The following is a 17,877-nucleotide window of genomic DNA, read 5'->3' as shown; positions in this document are numbered from 1 at the left end:
GATTTTAAAATGGCGTCGCACACTGCGATCATCAGTGATTTGCATTTGTGTGAAGCTGAACCTGTGAACCTGCGCTTCCCGTTGTGGAAGAAATTTAAGACACGTCAGTTCTTCTTTGATGACACGTTTGAAGTGTTTCTGAAGAACTGCGAGGAAAAGGCGCAAGGAGCATCCGTTGAGCTTGTTTTAAATGGTGACATCTTCGATTTTGACAGTGTGCTGCGTTTGCCGGATGAGCCGGTCTTTCATGTCAGTGGTCTTGAAAAGCGCCGCGGTCTTTTTCCGATTGAAGAGCGCTCTCGTTTTAAAATTGAGGTGATCCTGAAAGATCACGCCGACTGGGTGCGTGCTTTGCGTGAGTTTGTCCTGCGTGGCAACCGTGCGGTCTTTGTCATCGGCAATCACGATCTGGAACTTCACTTCCCGGAAGTGCAGGCTGAAATTTATCGTCACCTGAACTTGCCGGAAGACAAGAAGCAGCAGGTGCGCTTTGTCGAGTGGTTCTACATCAGCAATCAAGACACGCTGATCGAACACGGCAATCAGTACGATCCATATTGCATGTGTGAGGACCCGATCAATCCGTTTGTTCGTGGTTACAATTTTGTTTCGTTGAAACTTCCCTTTGGGAATCTGGCTTGCCGTTATCTGATGAACGGAATGGGTTTCTTCAACCCGCATGTGGACAGTAATTACATCATGAGTATTCCGCAGTACATTAAGTTCTTTGTGAAATACATGCTGCGTGCGCAGCCGGGTCTGGTGCTGACTTGGTTCTGGGGTTCGGTGCTGACGTTACTTCACTCGTTCTATGATCGTCTGGCGGCTCCGATGAGAAATCCTTTAAAGATTGAAGACCGCGTGTCTTTGATTGCCGAAAAGTCGAACGCAGAACCCCGCATGGTGCGTGAGCTGAAAGAGCTCTTTGTGGCTCCGGCGGCCAGCAATCCCTTCCTGCTGGCGCGAGAGCTGTGGCTGGATCGGGCATTTATTATTTTCGTGGCGTTCTATCTGATCTTCCAACTGATGATCGTTGTCCGGGCCATTTATGAAATCTCATTCTTCTGGGCTTTCATTCCGTTGTTCCTGCTGTTGCCGTTCTTCTTATTTTACAGCAAATCGGTGACCTCCCTCGTGTCTGGCTACAAAGAACCCGATGACCGTGTTCTGGCTATGACCAGTGCAATCACTAAAGTGAATCGCATAGTTTACGGGCACACTCATCACACCCGTCATGAAATGATCGGATCGGTCGAACACCTGAACAGCGGGTGCTGGTCGCCGGCCTTTTTGGATGTGGAATGCACCAAGCCGTTGGATCAAAAGACGTTCGTGTGGATATCCCCGGGTGAAGCCGGAGCCCGTCAGGCAGAGCTTTTCAAGTTCGTGGATGGAAAAGCGGAGCTGTTAATGAACCCGGGGCGCTCTTAAATTAGTGCGCCGCAAGAAGATTTCATATTGTCATTCACAGGACCCTATGCAAACCTTTTATCTGTTCGATTAACATGGATGGAGAGGTATATCATGGCAGAAGTACTTGTAGTAACAAGCAAAGTTAAAAAACTGATCAAAGAAAAAGGTCAAATGAACACATCTGCTGAGACTATTGACGTACTCAGTAAAGCCATTGAGCAACTGTGCTTGAAAGGCGTTGAATCTGCAAAAGCTGACGGTCGTAAAACCGTAATGGCTCGCGATATCGTTATCGACCACCTTTAATTCGGTCGAACGAAAATTCGTTCAGCATTGGTTCAATTTTAAAACCCACGGCCCTGAAACCGTGGGTTTTGCATTTTTTACGACAGAAAAATTCCCCCGGAGTTTTAATGATCAAAAAAGCCGTGCCTGCCCTTCTTGTTCTCGCCGCTGTTGTTGCTTGCTTTCTATGGCTCAAACCCTCTGAAGACCTTGCTGTTCACAAGCCCCCTGTGGCGGAAAGCCAGGAGCCGGCTGACTTAGAATCTGCATCCGATTCCGCCCCCAGTGAAGTAGCCGCAGCCTTTGAGTTGAAAACTGCGGAACCGGCCGGTGAAAGTGTTCCCTTCGAGGAGCCAGCTTCCCCGCATGATGAGCCGTCAGTCAAAAATGAACTGACTTATGTGGTGCAAGACGGTGTGGCTGTCGTAAACGAAGACATCGTGATTGGAGTTCCCCGCAGCGCCAAGCTCCGTGGCAGTGTCGCCCTGGAAAGCGTCCAGTTGTGGGAAAACGGCGTGGTGCCGTTTCATATCCAGGATGATGTGCCCAACAAGTCAGAAATCATTCAGGCTATTGCCGAGTTTGTGGAAACTCCAATCAAGTTTGTTCCTTACAACCATCAGGAAGATGTTCTGGTGTTTGAAGCCGGTTCGGGGTGTAAATCCTATCTGGGAAAAGTCGGTGGCAAGCAGCCCCTGTGGATTTCCTCAGGCTGCGGTGTCACTGAGATCACCCACGAGATCATGCACGCCCTGGGGTTTATCCATGAACAAAATCGCAGTGACCGCGACCGGTTTGTTGAAGTGATGTGGGACAATATTCAGGAAAAGTACAAACACAATTTTGAACTGTTCCCGGCGTCATTGATGGTCTTAAGCGGGGCTTCGTCGTTCGACTTTGAATCGGTCATGCTGTATCAGCCGACGGCTTTCAGTAAAAATGGCGGAGTGACTCTGAAATCAAAAACCGAAGCGCAACTGGCACCCAGCGCGGCCCTGAGCGCCGGAGACATCCAGCGCCTTGTGCAGGTTTACGGCAAAAACTAAATCATGGCCTGCAGTTCATCCCAAGAGATGATCTTCACACCCAGGCCTTGAGCTTTTTCCACTTTTGATCCGGGATCATCACCCACGACAAGATAATTGAGCTTGGATGAAACCGAGCCCAGAATTTTTCCGCCGTTTTTCTCGATCAGATCTTTGGCGTCATCACGCTTCACCGGCAAAGTTCCGGTGATCAGGAAGCTCATCCCTGAAAGGGAACCCTCTTGCGCGCGCACGGGTCCTGCGATTTTCACGCCCAGGTCCATCATCGCATACACCTCATCGACAAGCTTTGGATTGCCTGTCCAGTCGCGAATGGATTTGGCGACCTTGGCGCCGATTTCCGGCACCAGCAGCAGTTCTTCCTCCGTCGCGGCCAGGAACTTATCAATCGTCAGGAAGTGATCGGCCAGATGTTTTCCGGTTTGTTCACCCACGAAGCGAATTCCCAGAGCGAAGATGAAACGCGCCAGCGTCGGGTTTTTACTGTTTTCAATAGACTTGATAATGTTGTCAGCAGACTTGTCACCCTGACGATCCAAAGAAAGAATTTGTTCTTTTGTCAGACGGTAAAAATCCGAAAAGCTGGTCAGCAATTTGTTGTCGACCAAGGTTTCAATCAGACGATCACCCACTTTGTCGATATTCATCGCTCTTCGGGCCACGAAGTGTTTCAGGGATTCTTTCACCACAGCGATACACAGTGGATTCACACAGCGGGTGACCACTTCGCCCTCGGCCTTCACGGCGACGGAACCGCACGCCGGACAGTTTTCAGGAATCGAATAAGGCAAACGGTCCGCAGGGCGCTTGTCAGGATTTACAACCTCCACGATTTCCGGGATCACGTCGCCGGCACGCTGAATGATCACGGTGTCGCCGATGCGGATGTCCTTGCGGGTGATCTCATCCTGATTGTGTAAAGTTGCATTGGTGACCGTGACGCCGCCGACTTTCACGGCCTTCATGATGGCCACCGGAGTCAGTGCCCCCGTGCGGCCCACCTGGACGACAATGTCTTCGACGGTGGTTTGGGCCTGTTCCGGTTTGAATTTCGCGGCGGTGGCCCATCTGGGACTTCTGGCCACCAGCCCCAGATCATCCTGCAGGCGCAAGGAATTGACCTTGATCACCACACCATCGATATCAAAGGGAAGTTTTGGGCGAACCTTTTCAATGTGGTGATAGTACTTCACAACCTCTTCCGGTCCCTTGGCCACCACCAGCAGTTCTTCTTTATAGGGAAGAACCGTCGGGATGCCGTGCGCACTGAAGTATTCCTGGATGTTCTTTTGGGTGTTGAAGGTTTCCCCTTCCACCGCACCCAGGGCATATCCAAAGAAACGCAGCGGACGTGAGGCTGCGATTTTGGAGTCCAGTTGTCGAACGGTGCCAGCCGCGGCATTGCGGGGATTGGCAAAAGTCTGTTGACCATTTTCCTGCTGAGTTTCATTCAGCTTGGCGAAGTCTTCTTTAAACATCAGAACCTCCCCGCGCACTTCCAAAAGCTCGGGTGGGTTTTTATGAGCAAGCTTTAGTGGAATGCTCTTGATGGTCTTGATGTTGTGGGTGACGTCTTCACCCACGGTGCCGTCGCCACGGGTGATGGCGCGAATGAACTGGCCTTTTTCATAGATCAGTTCCATGGAAAGGCCGTCAAATTTTAGCTCACACAGGTATTCCACGGGATCTTCGGTGTTGAGAAACTTGCGGACCCGTTCGTCGAACTCAAAAATATCTTCCGGAGAATAACTATTGGCCAGCGAAAGCATTGGCAAACGGTGCTGGGCTTTGGCAAAGCCCTCCAGAACTGTTCCGCCCACTCTTTGTGAAGGTGAATCGCTGAGGTCCAGACCTTTGGGGTTTTTTTCCAGCTCCAAAAGTTCGTTGAAGAGCTGATCGTATTCGTAATCTGTAATGATGGGCTTATCCAGAACATGATAGTTGTGGTCGTGTTCGGAAATGATCTTTTTGAGCTCTTCATGACGTTTTTTGGACATAGAACAATTTGCACCTATCTCTGAGGTCCAGTCACCATCAAACGCATTGGGCAAAAGATGACTCTGAAGATAGTTTGTAATAGCGTAGTTGTCGATAGACCGAGAGGAGCTTCCGGTGATTGACAAAAAGACGATCGAAACGATTGCCAAACTTGCCCGCCTGCATGTGACGGATGAAGAAGCCCAGGAATACAGCACCCAGCTGGCCAAGGCCCTGACCCACTTTGAGCAGATTTCAAAAATCAACACTGCCGGAATAGAACCTTTGGTGACCCCAACGGAAATTGAGGCTTACTGGCGTGAAGATGTTGTCAGTCAGGAATTCACGGCCGACGAAATGACTGGCAATGCTCCGGATCGTGCCGGCAATCTTTTTAAAGTTCCCCCGGTTGTTTAGGAGGTTGATTGTGGATTTAACATTTGCCTCTATTTCGGAAATTGCCGAAGCCGTCAAAACTCGCAAGGTCAGTGCCAAGGAAGTGGCACAGCATTTCCGTAAGCGCATTGAGTCTTTGAACCCGAAACTGAATGCCTTCACTTCCCTGAATCCTGTCGCGGTTCAGGACGCCGAGGCCTTGGATGCACGTATTGCCAAGGGCGAGGATGTCGGTCTGTTGGCGGGTGTTCCCTTTGGAATCAAAGAGATGTTTTGTACCAAGGGTCTTACGACCACGGCCGGAAGCAAGATTCTGGAAAACTTTGTTCCCCCTTATGACGCCACAGCGGTGGCGCGCCTAAAAAAATCCGGCGTCGTGGTGATGGGAAAATTGAACCAGGACGAATTTGCCATGGGTTCATCCAACGAAACGTCTTTCCACGGAGTGGTGAAAAATCCGTGGGATCTGGAGCGAGTGCCGGGCGGATCTTCCGGAGGCTCGGCGGCCGCGCAGGCTTCACGTCTGGTGGCGGGAACTTTGGGAACTGATACGGGCGGATCGATCCGTCAGCCCGCCAGCTTCTGTGGCATTGTCGGGGTAAAACCCACTTACGGCCGTGTCAGCCGCTATGGCATCATTGCTTATGCGTCTTCGCTGGATCAGGCAGGCCCCATGGTAAGTTCGGTGAAGGATGCGGCTTTGACCTTGGAAGTGATTTCCGGATTTGACCCGCAGGATTCCACCACCGCACAGAAAAAAGTCCCCGCCTGGAGTCAGAATCTGAAAGCCGATGTGAAAGGCATGAAGATCGGTCTGATGAAAGAATACATGACTGGAAATTTGCATCCAGACGTGCAAAAGACTGTGGAAAACTCGGTGGATACATTGAAACAACTGGGTGCTGAGATTGTTGAAGTCTCTGTTCCCATGACCGAGTTTGCCGTGCCGGTGTATTATCTGGTGGCCGCCAGTGAGGCATCGTCGAATCTTTCCCGCTATGACGGCGTGAAATATGGATACCGCGCGGAATTTAAAAATCTGTCAGCTGTGGATTTGGAAGAATTCTACAGTCAGACCCGCGGGCAGGCCTTCGGGGCCGAGGTCAAACGTCGTATCATGCTGGGAACCTACTGCCTTTCTAGTGGTTACTATGATGCATTTTACAATAAAGCCGGTCAGGTGCGCCGCCTGATCATGCAACAATATCTGGAAGCCTTCAAAAAATGTGATGTCATCCTGAGTCCTGTGACCACCGCGCCCGCCTTCAAGATTGGCGAGCGGGTGTCTGATCCGCTGGCGATGTATCTGAATGACATCTTCACCACTTCAACAAATCTGGCCGGGCTTCCGGGAATGAGTGTTCCCTTCGGGCAATCTCAAAGCGGTCTTCCCATCGGCATTCAACTGACGGCAGGTCACTTTGAAGAACAAAAAATGCTGAATGTGGCTTATGCACTGGAGAGCGCCTCTTTGGTGAAAGGAAAACATCCCCATGTCATCTAGAGGCTATGAAGCTGTCATAGGCATTGAGATCCACGTGCAGCTAAGCACCAGGACAAAAATCTTCAGCTCGGAAGCAACCACCTTTGATGCCGGTGACAATGAAAACACGTCACCCGTCAGCGTGGGCATGCCCGGCACCCTGCCGGTTCTAAATAGCAAAGTGGTTGAGTACTCGATCAAAACGGGCCTTGCTCTGGGTTGTGACATCCGTCGTAAATCTGTTTTTGCCAGAAAGAACTATTTTTATCCGGATCTTCCAAAAGGCTATCAGATTTCCCAGTACGATCAGCCGATCTGTGAAAACGGCTCCATCACCTTTAAGGTGGAAGGGAAAGAAAAAACTGTTTCCATCACCCGCGCACACATGGAAGAAGACGCTGGAAAATCCAATCACCACGGCGAATACACTTTGATCAATTACAACCGGGCCGGCATTCCACTGCTGGAGGTGGTCTCGGGTCCTGACATGCGGACTCCTCAGGAAGCCGCCGAATACGCACGCACGATCCGTCAGATTGTGCGGTACTTGGATGTGTGTGACGGAAACCTGGAAGAAGGCTCTTTGCGCTGTGACTGCAACGTTTCGGTCCGCAAAGAGGGCGCCACTCAGTTCGGAACCAAAGTCGAAATCAAAAACATCAACTCGTTCCGCTTTGTGGAAAAAGCGATTGAATATGAAATTGAACGTCAGATTGACTGTGTGGAGCGAGGTGAAAAGATTATTCAGGAAACCCGTTTGTGGGATCCGGACAAGAACCGCACCTTCTCAATGCGCGCCAAAGAAGATGCGCAAGACTATCGTTATTTCCCGGATCCGGATCTGCTGCCGGTGATAGTTACTGACGACATCATTGAAAAGTACAAAAAAGAACTTCCGGAGCTTCCGATTGCCCGCGCGAAGCGCTTTCAGGAGCAGCACGCATTGCCAGAGCTCGATGCCGCCGTGCTGACCACGGAAAAAGATCTGGCGGATTTCTATGAGGACACAGCGAAAGAATCCAGAAATTTCAAGGCGTCCTCGAACTGGATTATGACAGAGCTTTTGCGTGAATTGAATTCCGCCAACAAGAACATCAAAGAATCCCCCATCAAACCGGCGCAGTTGGGCAAAATGATCGCGATGATCGACAAGGGCACAATTTCCGGTAAGATTGCCAAAACCATCTTCCAGGAAATGTGGGACTCCGGAAAAGATCCGGAAGTCATCATGAAGGAAAAAGGACTGGTGCAGATCTCGGACCCCGCCGCCATTGAAAAACTGGTGGATGAAGTGCTGGCGGCTAACGCGCAGACCGTCGAAGATCACAAGTCCGGCAAAAAGAAAAACCTTTTTGGCTTCTTTGTCGGCGCGGTGATGAAGGCCTCCAAGGGGCAGGCCAATCCGGAACTGGTAAATAAGATCCTTCAGGAAAAGTTGAAATAGAACAGGATAAAGAAATGAAGAAAGTTGCAGCACTTGATCTGGGAACGAACACTTTTCTGTGTCTGATTGCTTCAGGCGACAAAGACGGAATCAAAAAGGTGCATCGTGATTTGATGCAGGTTGTGCGTTTGGGTCAGGGGGTTGGTCAGACCGGCGAATTCCATCCCGATGCCTTGGCCCGGGCCCGCCAGTGTCTGACGGAATTTAAAAAAGAAATCGATTCTGAGCATGTCGATCAGATTCTGGCGATGGCGACCTCGGCCGCGCGAGATGCGCGTAATGGTCAGGAGCTTTTTCGTATTGGCGAAGAGCTGGGAATTCCGATTGAAATTATTCCTGGCGAGGATGAAGCAAGAATCACTTATCTGGGCGGGACTGCCGGGGGCACCGATCCGAATGTGACTTCCCTGGTGGTGGACGTTGGCGGTGGCTCCACCGAACTGATCGTTGGCAAGGGCGCTGACATCCTGTACGGCCACAGTCTTGATATTGGGGGTGTTCGCCTGACGGAAAAGTTTGTCACAACCCAGCCGGTGATCGAAAAGGATCGCAAGCCCTTGGAAGCCTATATTCAGGAGCAACTGGCGACAATTTTGCCAGAAATTACAAAGCACAAGATTGATCAGATCGTGGCTGTTGCGGGAACACCCACAGCGCTGGTGGCGATCGAGGTCGGTGGCTTTGATGAAAAGAAAGTGGATGGTTTCTTTTTGAAGAAAGACCGTCTGGCCCATTGGGTGGAGGAATTTGCCCGTACCACCGTCGAAGAAAAAAAGACCAAGTACCATCTGGGCGGCCGAGCGGATATTATCTTTGCGGGGGCCTCGATCCTGCTGGCAGTGGTGGAAGCTTTAAATTTGGAAGGTATGGTTGTTACGACCAAAGGGGTTCGGTATGGTGTTGCGCTGGAAATGTTCTACGCTCGCTAAGTTTGTCATGTTTGCAGGACTGTTCCTGGTCCTGCTTCCGCAGGCCTTTGCGGCCAAGGAATTTTCAAAGAAGAAAGTCACTCTGGGCTCCAAGACCTTTGTCGTGGAGGTGGCCGAGACACCTGACCAGCATGAGCGCGGCCTGATGTTCCGCTCACAGATGGGTGAAGATGAAGGAATGCTCTTTATATTTAAAAATGAGGAAACCCGATTCTTCTGGATGAAGAACACATTAATAGATCTGTCCATTGGCTACTTCGACAAAAGTCTGACCTTGATCGATGTGAAGGAAATGAAGTCCGGGAAAGGTGTTCCGGACTCGGCCTTGCCGTCTTATGCCAGTGCACAACCTGCGAAGTATGCGCTTGAAATGAACAAAGGTTGGTTCGATAAAAATAAAATAAAGATGGGTTCCAAACTCAAGATCCACTAGATCAAAAGTCCAGTGATTTTCTTAGTGTTTGCATGACTTCGATCTTGTGCTTAGATTGTTAATAACGCTTTACTGAAACAGTATGTTTCGTGGCATCAATCAAGGATGAATACATGATGAAAAAACTCGTTATCTTACTAGCGTGCCTAGGTCTGGCATTCCAAGTAACAAGCTGTACGTCTAAAGATAGCCAAGCAGACGCTGAAGTTGCTTCCGACTTCGATTCCGCAGACCTTGAAAAACTAGAAGGTGATGACGCCCTTGAAATTGCTGGTGATGACTCTTTGGCCAGCGACCAACTGCCAGAAGATGCTCTGGGCGAAACCACAACAACCACTGAAACAACAACCACAACTGCTGAAACGACTCTGGGTGATGATCAGGCCACCACAGAACAGACCGATGTCGCGACGACCACTGAAACTTTGCCAGCCGACCCGTTCGCAGAAGCTCCTGCTGCCGATGTTCCAGCTCCAACAACTTCTGTAGCTGAAACAACAACGACGACGGACACTTCCTCCAACTCTGTCTTTGAAAGTTCCACTGTGACTGAGTCTTCCACGACAGTGGTTGATTCCTCTTCGGAAGCTCCGAAGAAAGCCAGCGCTCCATTGCAAAAAGTTGCAACAACTCCTTGGAAGGCCGGCGGCACCTGGTTCAATACAGTTTACTTCGCTCGCCCGGGTGACACTTTGAAAGGTATCAGCCAGATGATCTATGGCGCTGACAAGCGCAAGGAACTGAAAAAAGGCAACCCGACATTCAATTCCCGCGACGTTCGCGCTGGTGACAAGGTTTACTACAATTCTCCAAATCGTCCGGACGACTCTGCCCGCATGATCACTTACTACGAAGACAACGGCATTGCGCCTGAGACTTACGTGGCTAAAGCCGGTGACAACATCAGAAAAGTTTCCAAAGACCTTCTGGGTTATGACAACGCATGGAAAGAGGTTTGGTCCTCTAACTCTGTAGACTCCAAAGGCAATATCGCTGAAGGTACAGAGCTTCGTTACTGGAGAGGCGGCGCGGTTGCTGCGGCTCCGGCTCCGGCGCAACCTGCGATGGAACAACCGCACCAGGAAGTGGCTGGCAATATGCCTGCGGCTCCTGCGGAAGAAATCCCGGCTCCACCAATGCCGGAAGATCCAATGGCTCAGCAGGCTCAGATGGACATCCCACCGCCTCCGATGGAGCAAGCGGGTGATATGGCTCCGCCTCCTCCGCCGCCAGACATGGCTCAGGACATGGCGCCACCACCACCACCACCACCAGTGGAAGCAATCAATCCTCCGGCTCCGCAAGTGGCTGAAGAAGCTCCGACCGGCATGGATAACGACACAACAATGGCTTTGGCAGTTGTTGGTCTGGCAGCCGCAGGTTTGGCAGTGCTGATTGTGATGAGAAAGAAAAGAAAACAGAAAGAGCTTGAACAGCAGGCTATGGACAACACCCACGTAGGAACATAATCAGGTTCCCGGGTCCTCCAAAAAAGAAAAGAGCGAGTTTTCACTCGCTCTTTTTGTTTTTCCGGATCTTATCCGACTTTTTTAAAGATCGTATCCATTACGGACCGGCGATCGTTTCGGGAGTTTTCCACGAAATAGATCAGGTCATCGACAATCTGAACGTCACGGTTGTTCACCGGCATGAACTTCACGCCGACCCCAACAGAGTTGGTCCAGATCACATGAGCGGCGATCTTGCGCTCACGACCGGCCACGATAATGACCAGGTTTAGTTTTTCGTTGGCGCGAACTTCTCCGCCCTCAAACTCTAAAAAGGCTCCCGTGATGCTGATATTCTTAAGCGTGCCTTTGGTCTCTTCGCGCGCGTAATTGCGCTTAAAAGACACCTCGAGGTTAAGAGGGGTTCTTGGTGCCGGAACTGTATATGTGTCCTCCACGTCAGACTCCTTGTGCTTAAATTTGGATACTATCCTTTCGGTATTACTTACCAAAAATTAATAGGGAGTCGGGGTGATTTTTGAAATTTCAGGTTAAAATTTTGAAAACCGGACCTTCCCAGGCTCATATTTAAACACCTGAAATGGCTTCACTTTTAGAAAACAAAAAAACTGTTAAGTTTCCAGTCATTATGAACAACTTTCTGTTTCCTCGACCCTGTTTCACCCTGAAACAATCAGCTTACAAAGGGGCTCCCGGGAGTTTTGCTGTTGACAAGCGGGGGGCGGCTCAAGGACAGTGGGGTCATAACGAATAAGTACGAATCCAGTCGGATCGGCTTCCTATATATATCGCTCTTTTTTCTGATTTAAATCCCTACAAGGAGAATTTGTTTGTCTGAACCTAAAGATCAACAAGGCGTTGAGGTGGTAAAAAAACGTACCCGCACTGCGAAGAGTACTACTGAAGAAACCTCTGCTCCAGCAGCTGCCGAAGCTTCCCCAGCACCTGCAGCCGAAGCCGCACCCGTTGCGCCACAAGCCACTGAAACTGCCCCTGCCGCTCCAGCCGGTCAGGAACCTCGCCAGGACAGACCTCAACAAAATCAGCAACGCCGTGAATTCCGCCCGCACAATCGCGACAATCGTGATCGTGGGGATCGCAATGACCGCGGTGACCGCAACGACCGTGGGGATCGTGGTGGTCACAGAAACGATCGCGGCAACAATCAGCGCCGTGACTTCCGTCATGACCGTGGCCGCGATGAAGCCCAGCCGATGGGTGATGACGCTCACTCAGCGATGCCGGCCCAGGTTCAGGACGTGGATTTGGCGGACATTTCTTTGACCGACGAGGAAAAGAGCTGGTTGTCCTCCAAGGACTTGAAATCAAAAAACATCACGCAGCTAACAGAGCTTGCGAACAAACTGAAAATCGAAAACGCTGCCGGTCTTCGCCGTCAGGACATGATCTTCGAAATTTTGAAGCGTGCCGCGAAACTGGGTCAGGACATTTATGGTTCTGGCGTTCTGGAAATCCTTCCGGACGGTTACGGTTTCCTGCGTTCTCCGGATTACAACTATCTTCCAGGTCCGGATGATATCTATGTTTCTCCATCCCAGATCCGTCGCTTCGGTCTAAGAACCGGTGATACGGTGACGGGAACAGTGCGCCCGCCGAAAGATGGCGAGCGTTACTTTGCATTGTTGAAAGTGGATTCTCTGAACTTCGAGACCACTGAAAAAGGCAAAGACAAGATCTTGTTCGACAACTTGACGCCGCTTTATCCTAACGAGCGTCTGAAGCTGGAACACAGCCCTGGTGAATACACCACGCGTGTTGTGGATTTGATGGCTCCGCTGGGTAAAGGTCAGCGTGCCTTGATCGTGGCGCCACCAAGAACGGGTAAAACCGTTTTGATGCAGCAAATTGCCAATGCGATCACGCACAATCATCCGGAAGTGAAATTGATCGTTCTTCTGATCGATGAACGTCCGGAAGAGGTGACCGACATGCAACGTACCGTAAAAGGTGAAGTTGTATCGTCCACGTTCGATGAGCCACCAACTCGTCACGTTCAGGTTGCCGAGATGGTTATTGAAAAAGCAAAACGTCTGGTTGAACACAAACACGACGTTGTCATCCTGCTGGATTCCATCACTCGTCTGGCGCGCGCTTACAACACGGTTGTTCCGCCTTCTGGAAAAATCCTGTCTGGTGGTGTGGACTCCAACGCCCTTCACAAACCAAAACGTTTCTTCGGTGCGGCTCGTAACATCGAAGAGGGCGGATCTTTGACTATCATCGCGACGGCTTTGATCGATACGGGTTCCCGTATGGATGAGGTTATCTTCGAGGAGTTCAAAGGTACTGGTAACGCCGAGATCCACCTGGATCGCAAGCTGATGGAAAAACGTATCTTCCCTTGCATGGACATCAACAAATCCGGCACTCGTAAAGAGGACCTGTTGGTTGATAAAGCAGACTTGAACCGTCTGTGGATCCTGAGAAAAGTTTTGGCGCCCATGAACGTTATCGACGCGATGGAATTCCTGATCGATAAAGTTGAAGGCACGAAAACAAACACCGACTTCCTGAAGGCGATGTCTGGACCAGGCTAAGCTTTGCTTAGCCCTGGATATTGGAGATTGGAAATTTGAGGTTATGAGGAAGGGAGTCGATGAGACTCCCTTTTTAATTTATGGATTGGGTTGTGGTTGAGGCTCGGGCTGCGGTTGAGGTTGCGGTTGCGGTTGGGGCTCTGGCTCTGGAGTGGGTTCGGTTTTTTTCAAAGTATCGGTTTCACAACCGCCATAGATCTGATCGGTGTTGATGACACCTTCAAACGGATAGACGAAGTCGGACATTCCGTCGGAGCCCTCTTTGGTCGTATTCACCGTCAGCTTGTGGTTTAAGCCTTCAGAGGTGATATGGATCAGGCCGCCTTTATCAAATGTCACTTTACCGGTCAGCTCAACCGAGCCCTGATCCGGAGTGGAGACTTTCACCTTGTTGGTGTCGGAGTTATAGGACACGGAAATAAAAGGTTCAGTGAAGGTGCAATAGATGCTTTCGGCCGATGCCACATGAGACAGGGTTAAAACGGCCGCAAAAGGGATCAGAAACTTCATGGAATTCCTCCTTGTTATAGTGGCTCAAGGGTAGGTGCGCCCGGGGTGGCTCTCAAGATTCCGTCAGGGGCGAAGGCAAAATACAAGGGGCTGTCGGCTTCGGGGAGGTCCGGTTTTCCTGGCGTTGGCGGGAGCCCCCGAGGTTCATCTGGGGTTGGTCATGATATATCTTAAATATACGTTATTATTAAATATTAACGAAACCAAGGGTGGCCATGGTCGGCGGATCTGTTGCTAAAAAAAGCAGCGATTTCTGCTCGACACGGGGTAGTCAGTATGTTACATCCTTACAGCTTAAGACCCATAGGTTAAATTATTTAGAAGGAATCAGGTCATGAAACAAAACCTACACCCAAAAGTAAATACTGTTGTATTTAAAGATATCTCTTGCGACTTCAGTTTCTTGGGAACATCTACTCTGCACTCTTCCGAAACTGTTAAATGGGAAGATGGTAAAGAATATCCACTAATCAAAGTTGAGATCTCTTCTGCATCTCACCCGTTCTTCACTGGTAAGCAACGTGTGATGGATACTGAAGGTCGTATCGATCGTTTCAAAAAACGTTACGGCAAGAAGTAAATTTCAGACCTCCGTTCGGAGGACGTTCTTGTATGAAATGCGGTTCAATCTTCGAACCGCATTTTCGTTTTCAGCGATGGTCCCAATCCCGATCAGCATGATTTATCAGACCTATCAATAGATCCAGGAGCCTCAGCCATGTTCTCGAAGTTAGATGCAGTCGAATCTCGTTACGAAGAAGTCAATATGGCTCTTCAAAGACCGGACATTGCCTCTAATCAGACGCAATACCGTGCTTTGATGAAAGAACTGGGCAATCTGGAAAAGATCGTTCTGGTTTATCGCGACTATCGAAAGAAAACTGAAAACCTGAAAGCCAGCAAAGAGCTTCTGACTGCGGAACAGGATGCAGAAATGCGTGAACTGATCCGTGAAGAGGTGAAAGAGCTTGAAGCTGAGCTGCCTGAACTTGAACAACAGCTTAAAATCGCCCTGATTCCCAAAGATCCGAACGACGACAAGAATACCATTCTTGAGATTCGTGCCGGTGCCGGTGGGGATGAAGCGGCTTTGTTCGCTGATGAATTGTTCCGTGGTTATGTTCACTATGCCTCCACTCAAGGGTGGAAGGTGGAGATGATTTCTTTCTCTGAAGGCAATGCCGGCGGTGCCAAAGAGATCATCGCCAGTGTCACGGGCGATTCCGTCTTTAGTAAACTGAAATACGAATCCGGCGTTCACCGCGTTCAGCGTGTTCCTAAAACGGAAGCCGCGGGTCGTATCCACACGTCCACTGTGACGGTGGCGGTGATCCCAGAGGTTGAAGTTTCGGAAATCAAGATCCCGATGTCTGACGTGCGTATTGAGACCATGCGTTCTCAAGGCTCCGGCGGTCAGTCGGTGAACAGAACTGAATCCGCAGTTCGTGTCGTGCATTTGCCGACCGGTATCGACGTTAAATGTCAGGAAGGTAAATCACAGTCCACAAACCGTGAGCGTGCTTTCCAGATCCTTTACGCAAAACTGCAGCAGATTGAGGACGAAAAGGCCCGTAAAGAGGCGTCCGATGTCCGCCTGGAGCAGATCGGTACAGGCGATCGTTCTGAGCGCATCCGCACCTACAACTTCCCTCAGACCCGTATCACCGATCACCGCATCGGTTTGACGATCCACCAGCTGGATCAGGTTATGAGCGGTTCATTTGAGTTGCTGATTGACCCACTCATTGCTAACTTCCAAGCAGAGGCACTTAAAAAACAAGTCTCTGCTTAATGAATGAAACTAAAAGAAATACTCGATAAAACCACAGCTTTCTTCAAAGACAAAAAAATCGATACTCCACGTTTGGATGCGGAACTGCTTTTGGCTCACGGGCTGAAGCTGGAACGCATTCAGCTTTATTTGCGCTTTGATCAGCCGATGAAGGATGAAGAGCTGGCCGTTCTGCGTGAACTGGTCCGCCGTCGCGCTTCCGGAGAGCCGGTGGCCTACATTCTGGGTTATCGTGATTTCTTCAATCACCGTTTCGAGGTGAACAACCAGGTGCTGATCCCGCGCCCGGAAACTGAACACATTGTGGAAGATGTTCTGGCGTGGGCTTCGGACAAAGAAGCATCCTTGGGTCTTATTGACCTGGGATGTGGTTCGGGGTGCATTGGATTGAGCCTTTTGAAGGAATATCCAAACGCCAAGCTGATCGCCGTGGACCTGCTTCCGGGGGCCATTGAAGTCGCGAAACGAAATGCGCAGGCGCTGGAAGTGGCCGATCGGGTTCAATTCCTGAACCTGGATGCGGGAAATGTGGAAGCCATCATGTCGGCTTACAAGGACTTCACCGGACAAAGCGGGATTGATGTGTTGGTTTCCAATCCTCCGTACATCGCTTCGGATGACCCGCAGGTGGAAGAAAACGTTAAGAAGTTTGAACCCAACTCGGCTTTGTATGCCGAAGACAGCGGCTTGGCCCTACTAAAGGGATGGTCCAAAGCTTTCGCCCCCTACCTGAAGACACCGGGCTTGATGTTGATGGAAATGGGAATGAGTCAGGGACCGGCGATGAAGCAGGCCTATGAAAGCTTAAAAATATTTAACGAAATCAGTGTCATCAAAGATCTTTCTGGGCATGATAGAGTCATCCGCGGAGAAACACATGGATAAAATGGTCGTCATGGGCAATGGCCCACTAAAAGGTACTGTCGCTACGAGTGGTGCAAAGAACGCTGCTCTGCCAATTTTGTTTTCGACTCTTCTTGCTGAAGGCAACCACGTCTTCACCAATATGCCGAAACTGAAGGATATCGAATCCACTTCTGAACTTTTAAACAGCCTGGGCTGTGAAACAAAGTGGGTGGGTGATGAATTTCACGTTACTGTGAACAAGCCTTCTTCTTTTGAAGCGTCTTACGATCTGGTTCGCAAGATGCGCGCAAGCTTCCTGTGCATGGGCCCGATGCTGGCAAAATACGGTGAAGCCGTTGTTTCCCAGCCGGGTGGTTGTGCCATCGGAAGTCGTCCTATTGATTTGCATTTGGACGGCTTCAGAGCCCTGGGCGCAACAATCACGCAAAAAGAAGGTTATGTTCACGCAGGTTCCCCGAAACTAAAAGGTGGAACTTTCCTGTTTGAAACAGTGACCGTGGGTGGAACTGAGAACGTGATGATGGCAGCGACTCTTGCTGACGGTGTGACGGTTCTTGAAAACGCGGCGAAAGAGCCTGAGATCGTTGATCTGGCTGAATACCTGAACAAGATGGGTGCCAAGATCACGGGTCATGGGACCAGCGTGATTCGTATTGAAGGCGTGGCAAAACTGACGCCTGCAAAACACTCTATCATGCCTGATCGTATTGAAGCGGGAACTTTGCTGATTGCCGGCGCGATCACCAAAGGTCAAGTGACGGTGACGAAGTGTGTGCCGGCTCATCTGGAAGCACTGATTCTGAAAATGCGCGAAGCGGGCTTTAAGATCGAAACAACGAAAGACACCATGACGGTCTTCCCTTGTGACAAGTGGGAGGCGGTGGATATCACCACGGCTCCTCACCCATTGTTCCCGACAGATCTTCAGGCGCAGTTCATGGCACTGATGACGGTTGCTCACGGGACCAGTGTTATCACTGAAACTGTTTTTGAAAACCGTTTCATGCACGTGACCGAGCTTTGCCGTCTGGGTGCGGATATCACGCCGAAAACCCGTGTGGCCGTTGTTCGTGGCAGCCCTGGTCAGTTGACCGGTGCGCCGGTGATGGCAACGGACTTGCGCGCCAGTGCTTCATTGGTGCTTGCGGGTCTGGTGGCTTCCGGTGAAACCGTTGTCAGCCGTATTTATCATCTGGATCGTGGATATGAAAAGCTTGAAGACAAGCTTTCCTCCCTGGGTGCTAAGATCAGAAGAATTGAATAAGAAAGAAAAGG

Annotated in this window: 17 protein-coding genes; 14 read left to right on the top strand and 3 right to left on the bottom strand. The window is 50.3% G+C overall.

Annotated features, from left to right (window positions below; translation table 11 throughout):
* The first annotated feature begins 9 nt into the window (after positions 1-9).
* The 3 genes from B9G79_RS17970 to B9G79_RS17960 all read left to right on the top strand — a co-directional run bounded on the left by B9G79_RS17970 (position 10) and on the right by B9G79_RS17960 (position 2,744).
* Positions 10-1,431 carry a metallophosphoesterase gene (locus tag B9G79_RS17970; RefSeq protein ID WP_088566953.1) on the top strand — a complete coding sequence of 474 codons (1,422 nt, stop codon included), beginning with the start codon at positions 10-12 and terminating at the stop codon, positions 1,429-1,431.
* A gap of 93 nt (positions 1,432-1,524) precedes the next feature.
* The gene (locus tag B9G79_RS17965) at positions 1,525-1,719 is read left to right on the top strand and encodes a histone-like protein (protein ID WP_011162677.1); all 195 of its coding nucleotides are present in this window, start codon (positions 1,525-1,527) and stop codon (positions 1,717-1,719) included.
* A gap of 107 nt (positions 1,720-1,826) precedes the next feature.
* Positions 1,827-2,744: a M12 family metallopeptidase gene (locus B9G79_RS17960; protein ID WP_088566701.1), complete on the top strand. Its 918-nt coding sequence runs from the start codon at positions 1,827-1,829 to the stop codon at positions 2,742-2,744.
* On the opposite strand, the gene ligA is transcribed toward B9G79_RS17960, so the two are convergent.
* Entirely contained in the window at positions 2,741-4,741 is a 2,001-nt protein-coding gene (ligA, locus tag B9G79_RS17955) for an NAD-dependent DNA ligase LigA (RefSeq protein WP_232468898.1), read from the bottom strand. The genes B9G79_RS17960 and ligA overlap by 4 nt on opposite strands.
* A 115-nt stretch (positions 4,742-4,856) precedes the next feature.
* On the opposite strand from ligA, the gene gatC reads away from it, so the two are divergent.
* The 6 genes from gatC (at position 4,857) to B9G79_RS17925 (ending at position 10,875) form a co-directional block, all read left to right on the top strand.
* Positions 4,857-5,138, top strand: a complete 282-nt coding sequence (gene gatC / locus B9G79_RS17950; RefSeq protein ID WP_088566699.1) for an Asp-tRNA(Asn)/Glu-tRNA(Gln) amidotransferase subunit GatC — start codon at positions 4,857-4,859, stop codon at positions 5,136-5,138.
* Positions 5,139-5,148: 10 nt separating this feature from the next.
* Positions 5,149-6,621, top strand: a complete 1,473-nt coding sequence (gene gatA / locus B9G79_RS17945) for an Asp-tRNA(Asn)/Glu-tRNA(Gln) amidotransferase subunit GatA (protein ID WP_198298028.1) — start codon at positions 5,149-5,151, stop codon at positions 6,619-6,621.
* Positions 6,611-8,044, top strand: coding sequence for an Asp-tRNA(Asn)/Glu-tRNA(Gln) amidotransferase subunit GatB (gatB, locus tag B9G79_RS17940; RefSeq protein ID WP_088566697.1), 1,434 nt, complete (start codon positions 6,611-6,613; stop codon positions 8,042-8,044). Before gatA ends, gatB begins: the two co-directional genes overlap by 11 nt.
* A 14-nt stretch (positions 8,045-8,058) precedes the next feature.
* Positions 8,059-8,973 carry a Ppx/GppA phosphatase family protein gene (locus B9G79_RS17935; protein WP_088566696.1) on the top strand — a complete coding sequence of 305 codons (915 nt, stop codon included), beginning with the start codon at positions 8,059-8,061 and terminating at the stop codon, positions 8,971-8,973.
* Positions 8,974-8,980: 7 nt separating this feature from the next.
* Positions 8,981-9,406, top strand: coding sequence for a DUF192 domain-containing protein (locus B9G79_RS17930; RefSeq protein WP_088566695.1), 426 nt, complete (start codon positions 8,981-8,983; stop codon positions 9,404-9,406).
* 113 nt (positions 9,407-9,519) lie between these two features.
* Positions 9,520-10,875, top strand: a complete 1,356-nt coding sequence (locus tag B9G79_RS17925; protein ID WP_232468895.1) for an LPXTG cell wall anchor domain-containing protein — start codon at positions 9,520-9,522, stop codon at positions 10,873-10,875.
* Between the two features lie 68 nt (positions 10,876-10,943).
* Here B9G79_RS17925 and B9G79_RS17920 read toward each other — a convergent pair whose 3' ends face one another.
* Entirely contained in the window at positions 10,944-11,312 is a 369-nt protein-coding gene (locus B9G79_RS17920; RefSeq protein WP_011162686.1) for a PilZ domain-containing protein, read from the bottom strand.
* Between the two features lie 393 nt (positions 11,313-11,705).
* On the opposite strand from B9G79_RS17920, the gene rho reads away from it, so the two are divergent.
* Positions 11,706-13,433, top strand: a complete 1,728-nt coding sequence (gene rho, locus B9G79_RS17915; RefSeq protein ID WP_088566693.1) for a transcription termination factor Rho — start codon at positions 11,706-11,708, stop codon at positions 13,431-13,433.
* A 78-nt stretch (positions 13,434-13,511) separates the two neighbouring features.
* Here the strand turns inward: rho and B9G79_RS17910 are convergent, their stop codons facing one another.
* Positions 13,512-13,943 carry a hypothetical protein gene (locus tag B9G79_RS17910; protein WP_088566692.1) on the bottom strand — a complete coding sequence of 144 codons (432 nt, stop codon included), beginning with the start codon at positions 13,941-13,943 and terminating at the stop codon, positions 13,512-13,514.
* 334 nt (positions 13,944-14,277) lie between these two features.
* On the opposite strand from B9G79_RS17910, the gene B9G79_RS17905 reads away from it, so the two are divergent.
* From B9G79_RS17905 to murA, 4 genes are all read left to right on the top strand, one after another.
* Positions 14,278-14,523, top strand: coding sequence for a type B 50S ribosomal protein L31 (locus B9G79_RS17905; protein ID WP_011162689.1), 246 nt, complete (start codon positions 14,278-14,280; stop codon positions 14,521-14,523).
* Between the two features lie 138 nt (positions 14,524-14,661).
* Complete coding sequence (gene prfA / locus B9G79_RS17900; RefSeq protein WP_088566691.1) at positions 14,662-15,735, top strand: peptide chain release factor 1; 1,074 nt, start codon at positions 14,662-14,664, stop codon at positions 15,733-15,735.
* Positions 15,736-15,738: 3 nt separating this feature from the next.
* Positions 15,739-16,620 (top strand): peptide chain release factor N(5)-glutamine methyltransferase, encoded by an 882-nt coding sequence (gene prmC / locus B9G79_RS17895; protein ID WP_088566690.1) that lies wholly within the window; start codon positions 15,739-15,741, stop codon positions 16,618-16,620.
* Positions 16,613-17,866, top strand: coding sequence for a UDP-N-acetylglucosamine 1-carboxyvinyltransferase (murA, locus tag B9G79_RS17890; protein ID WP_088566689.1), 1,254 nt, complete (start codon positions 16,613-16,615; stop codon positions 17,864-17,866). Before prmC ends, murA begins: the two co-directional genes overlap by 8 nt.
* The last annotated feature ends 11 nt before the right edge of the window (positions 17,867-17,877 follow it).

The sequence above is a fragment of the Bdellovibrio bacteriovorus genome, from assembly GCF_002208115.1.
GTDB classification, from domain to species: Bacteria; Bdellovibrionota; Bdellovibrionia; order Bdellovibrionales; family Bdellovibrionaceae; genus Bdellovibrio; species Bdellovibrio bacteriovorus_C.
Note: the sequence above shows the minus strand (reverse complement) of the source record. Positions and strands in the feature narration are given on the sequence as shown.

Coding starts and splice junctions, on each gene's coding strand:
- B9G79_RS17910 (WP_088566692.1), bottom strand. CDS start 13,943: ATGAAGTTTCTGATCCCTTTTGCGGCCGTTTTAACCCTGTCTCATGTG.
- gatB (WP_088566697.1), top strand. CDS start 6,611: ATGTCATCTAGAGGCTATGAAGCTGTCATAGGCATTGAGATCCACGTG.
- prmC (WP_088566690.1), top strand. CDS start 15,739: ATGAAACTAAAAGAAATACTCGATAAAACCACAGCTTTCTTCAAAGAC.
- B9G79_RS17930 (WP_088566695.1), top strand. CDS start 8,981: ATGTTTGCAGGACTGTTCCTGGTCCTGCTTCCGCAGGCCTTTGCGGCC.
- B9G79_RS17965 (WP_011162677.1), top strand. CDS start 1,525: ATGGCAGAAGTACTTGTAGTAACAAGCAAAGTTAAAAAACTGATCAAA.
- B9G79_RS17935 (WP_088566696.1), top strand. CDS start 8,059: ATGAAGAAAGTTGCAGCACTTGATCTGGGAACGAACACTTTTCTGTGT.
- prfA (WP_088566691.1), top strand. CDS start 14,662: ATGTTCTCGAAGTTAGATGCAGTCGAATCTCGTTACGAAGAAGTCAAT.
- B9G79_RS17905 (WP_011162689.1), top strand. CDS start 14,278: ATGAAACAAAACCTACACCCAAAAGTAAATACTGTTGTATTTAAAGAT.
- B9G79_RS17970 (WP_088566953.1), top strand. CDS start 10: ATGGCGTCGCACACTGCGATCATCAGTGATTTGCATTTGTGTGAAGCT.
- B9G79_RS17960 (WP_088566701.1), top strand. CDS start 1,827: ATGATCAAAAAAGCCGTGCCTGCCCTTCTTGTTCTCGCCGCTGTTGTT.
- murA (WP_088566689.1), top strand. CDS start 16,613: ATGGATAAAATGGTCGTCATGGGCAATGGCCCACTAAAAGGTACTGTC.
- ligA (WP_232468898.1), bottom strand. CDS start 4,741: ATGTCCAAAAAACGTCATGAAGAGCTCAAAAAGATCATTTCCGAACAC.
- B9G79_RS17925 (WP_232468895.1), top strand. CDS start 9,520: ATGATGAAAAAACTCGTTATCTTACTAGCGTGCCTAGGTCTGGCATTC.